Source organism: Endothiovibrio diazotrophicus, from assembly GCF_054657215.1.
This window is the reverse complement of the sequence record NZ_BAAHXB010000263.1, coordinates 1-1,206: the sequence shown is the minus strand read 5'-3', so window position 1 is coordinate 1,206 and position 1,206 is coordinate 1. Positions and strand designations below refer to the sequence as shown.

Genomic DNA, 1,206 nt, shown 5'->3' with positions numbered 1-1,206 from the left:
ACCCAGCGGGGCTTTTCGTTTCAATCCTCCTCGACGACGGTCACCACCAAGCATCCGCGCATGACGCGCACCTTCACCGGAGCCCGGATCTCGAAGCCGGCGGCACTGAGCCAGTCGCCGCGCATCTGCAACCAGGGGACGCGGCGCGAGCGGCGCGACGCGCCGCTCTCGGTGGGCGGATACTCGTAGAACTGGGTGCCGACGGTCAGTCGGCGTTCGGCGGGGATTTTTGACGGACGTGAATTGCCCGTAGAATGCTTATCAGCCATGACTGATACCTCGAATATCCGTTGTGGTTAGCTGTCCCCGAGTGTTGGTAGCACTCGGGGATGGCGCCTTCTCTCACGATGCCTGCTGTAGCACGGTATCGATCATCTCCATCACAAACTTCTGCTTGGCGCGAGGCAAAAGGCTTACGCGCTCCATCTGCTGTTGCAGCTTCGGCGTGGGGCCGCGCTTGCCGCCTGTGGCCTTGCCGCTCTCTCCCAGCAATAACGCATCGATTGAGGTAGCCAGCAGCGTGGCCAGAACAGGCAGCGCCGACACCGGGATGCGCCGTCGTCCCACTTCGTAAGAGTTGACCGTTTGCTGGGAGACGCCCAGGGCATCCGCCATTTGTATCTGGGTGATTCCCTGCGCCTTGCGTAACTCCGCCACGCGAGCACCAAGCTCCACAAAGAAAGCACGCTCATCGGATGAAATTGTCATCGCCACAATCTCAGATGGTTCGAGGTGCTTCATAGGGTACTCCTGGATTCCCGGAACGAAGTTGACAATACTCCGAAACGAAGTAGTATGCAAACGAGTTCTTTTACCGTGAAGGGGGTTGACAGGGTTTTCCCGCAACCCCGATCCAGGAGGCAACATGGCACGAATCCCCGATGCAGAACTCGACCGGCTGAAGCGGGAGGTCTCGCTGGTCCGTCTGGTGGAGAGCCAGGGCGTCCCCCTGAAGAAGCACGGCAAGGACTACCTGGGGCTATGCCCTTTCCACGACGACCGCGAGCCGTCGCTGGTCATCTCTCCGGAGAAGAACCTCTGGCACTGCCTGGGGGCCTGCGGCGAGGGGGGCGACGTCATCCAGTGGGTGATGAAGCGCCAGGGAGTGAGTTTCCGTCACGCCGTGGAGCTGCTGAGGACCGGCGAGTTCTCCTCTTTAGCCGCTCACCCCGTCAAGCGAACCACCGTCCCCCAACTGGATTCCCC

3 protein-coding genes are annotated in these 1,206 nt (G+C 61.0%); 1 reads left to right on the top strand and 2 read right to left on the bottom strand.

Annotated elements, in window-relative coordinates:
• Positions 1-20 precede the first annotated feature (20 nt).
• Together ACYQ2W_RS26280 and ACYQ2W_RS26275 are read right to left on the bottom strand one after the other, a co-directional pair.
• The gene (locus tag ACYQ2W_RS26280; protein ID WP_459874041.1) at positions 21-269 is read right to left on the bottom strand and encodes a SymE family type I addiction module toxin; all 249 of its coding nucleotides are present in this window, start codon (positions 267-269) and stop codon (positions 21-23) included.
• A 73-nt stretch (positions 270-342) separates the two neighbouring features.
• Complete coding sequence (locus ACYQ2W_RS26275) at positions 343-741, bottom strand: helix-turn-helix domain-containing protein (RefSeq protein WP_459874039.1); 399 nt, start codon at positions 739-741, stop codon at positions 343-345.
• 124 nt (positions 742-865) lie between these two features.
• Between ACYQ2W_RS26275 and ACYQ2W_RS26270 the strand changes: the two genes are divergently transcribed.
• On the top strand, positions 866-1,206 hold a 341-nt coding region (locus ACYQ2W_RS26270), incomplete at its 3' end, for a CHC2 zinc finger domain-containing protein (RefSeq protein WP_459874037.1).